General features: G+C 42.3%; 2 protein-coding genes. One reads left to right on the forward strand and one right to left on the reverse strand.

Going from position 1 to position 2,319, the window contains the following annotated elements; all coding sequences use genetic code 11:
• The first annotated feature begins 668 nt into the window (after positions 1–668).
• The gene (locus QUA83_RS27050) at positions 669–1,871 is read left to right on the forward strand and encodes a phytochelatin synthase family protein (protein ID WP_333297024.1); all 1,203 of its coding nucleotides are present in this window, start codon (positions 669–671) and stop codon (positions 1,869–1,871) included.
• A gap of 228 nt (positions 1,872–2,099) precedes the next feature.
• Here QUA83_RS27050 and QUA83_RS27055 read toward each other — a convergent pair.
• Positions 2,100–2,319, reverse strand: a 220-nt coding sequence (locus QUA83_RS27055; RefSeq protein WP_333297025.1) for a WD40 repeat domain-containing protein, incomplete at its 5' end; no start/stop codon positions are given.

Consider the following 2,319-nt stretch of genomic DNA (forward strand, 5'->3'; position numbering starts at 1 on the left):
TCGCTCATCTTTCTGTGTAAAAAAAGGTCTCTTATGTTCTTTTACCACATAATGTTACTATTTTGGAGATGTCTATTGACGAAATGGCTGGTTTTGCCAACCAACAAGGGAGCAGAAAGTGGCGCTTTGAGATATTTGCTAATTGCCATATCGTTATCAGCCACCTCAATATAAATGCTCTGAGCCTCGACTACCTCAGTGCCTATCCAAATCACCAGCTTAAATTTGATTAATTGCAACTTTTACAACTATTGAGCCGACTCTTATAAAAGATCGCGTGATTGAGGCTATTCATAAAATTTTGATTAATCTGAGATATTGCACCATTCTCGATCAGCTTTTTAGGAACAGGCAAGATGCCTGTTCCACAATAAATTAACTCTTTGTGGAACAGGCATCTTGCCTGTTCCTAATGGTGCAATATGTGAGATTTATCCGAGCTGCCTACCGCTAACTCTGTGGCAAATTGCCGAATTTTTTCATCACCTTGATGCCTAGCCCTCCCTCGCAAATAATCACGTTTTTTAAATTTGCACCCAGAAAGTCAAACCTTCGCAGCGTTTTATTGCTAAAATTGAAAAAAACAGTAAATCAGTACATTCATCATCAATGTGACGATATTGCATAATATTTATTAGCACCATAAGCAATAAGGGTTAAAACACTCAATGTCTGCTCAAGGGTTTTATCGTCGTTCACTCCCCGATTCTGCGATTGCCTTTTCCTCCGTAGAGGGAAAGCAAATATTTCGAGAAGCGTTGGCATTGGGAGGTATGGAAGGGTATTTTGCTCTAGCGGAACAGTTTCACACTCAAGCAGAACCCGCTTTTTGTGGATTGGGTAGTTTAGTTGTTGTTCTTAATGCCTTATCCATCGATCCGGGTCGCATTTGGAAAGGGGTGTGGAGATGGTATGGAGAGGAATTTTTAGACTGTTGCTTACCTCTTTCAGTCATTAAAGAAAACGGTATCACCTTTGATGAGTTTGTCTGTATCGCACGTTGCAACGGTGCTGTTGTAAAACCTCACCGTTACAACCAAAGCAGCTTGGAAAACTTTCGGCAAGCAGTTGAGGAAGTGACTGCGGCGTCAGGTGATATTCATCTAGTTGTTTCCTACAGCCGGAAGGTATTGGGACAAACGGGTGACGGTCACTTTTCACCAATTGGTGGCTATCATCCTCAGCGGGATCTAGTTCTTCTGCTGGATGTTGCCCGTTTCAAATATCCACCTCACTGGGTTTCTCTGCCTTTGTTATGGCAAGCGTTTGAAGCTCTCGATACCGTCACTAATCAATGTCGAGGTTATATTTCTTTGCAGAAGAGTGAAAAGTTGCCAGAAACATTTTTTCATGTTGCTTGTGATTTACATCAGTGGCGTAGTGTTGCTCCTTACTTTGCAGAAATATTCCCCGACATTCTGAGAAAAGAGCAACCTGATTCAATTGCTTCTGTTGTCAGTACCATCCTGCACCATTGGCCTGTTGAATTCACAACTATGGTGAATACCTCGTCAGAGGTGGCAGAGACACTTGAGAAATTACGGGCAGCTATTGAGTTAAATTCACTGTTTAATATTGTTCACCAATGCTTGTCAAGGGATGACGGGGATGCAATTTCTGTTGTAGGGAAGTGGCCGCAACAGCCATTCGCAGCAGAGATAATAACAGCAATATTACTGTCGTGTCCCGAAACGCTCTATGCAACTCTCAAACCCGATTTACGACTGTGGTTTAGTGAGGTTCGCAACCTTGAGAAACTACTCCCTCCCTTGGATGTAGAGATATCTAGATTGAGAGAACAAATGTCAGCACTCCAGGAGTTTTACACTTTATATTCCAAAGGACATCAGTGCAATATCCCTAAGAGTTAGCACCTACCGCCTTTTGATCTCCCCAAACCTCGCCTAACTACAAAAGTGAAACTTCAATAGCAAGATTTAATAATCTGATGCTGGCGGCGGTTGTGGATGAATATTCGCGGCAGCGAAATATTAGGGTTGTGACTGATGCGAGTGAGGAATGGACAACGGAAAAAGTGGAAGTAGTGGTGAAAAAATGTAGTGCGAACATCTGGCTGGTTGGCTGTTTTTGCCTAAATCCTATTTGATTGACTGTTGGTTGAGGTAATCAGCACACATCTGTTTATCCTCTTCTGTTACTTTCCGATTGGTTCTGAGATAATCGCCGATCCTATTGCAACCGAATGCCATCAGTTTATCGAGATCCCAAATCCACAGTTTGATCGTTTTGTCGTCACTTGCAGAAGCCAATGTCTTGCCATCTGGACTAAAAGCGATGCTATAGACAGAATTCCTATGC

It is taken from the genome of Microcoleus sp. K1-B1 (assembly GCF_036704705.1).
Classification (GTDB): domain Bacteria; phylum Cyanobacteriota; class Cyanobacteriia; order Cyanobacteriales; family Microcoleaceae; genus Microcoleus.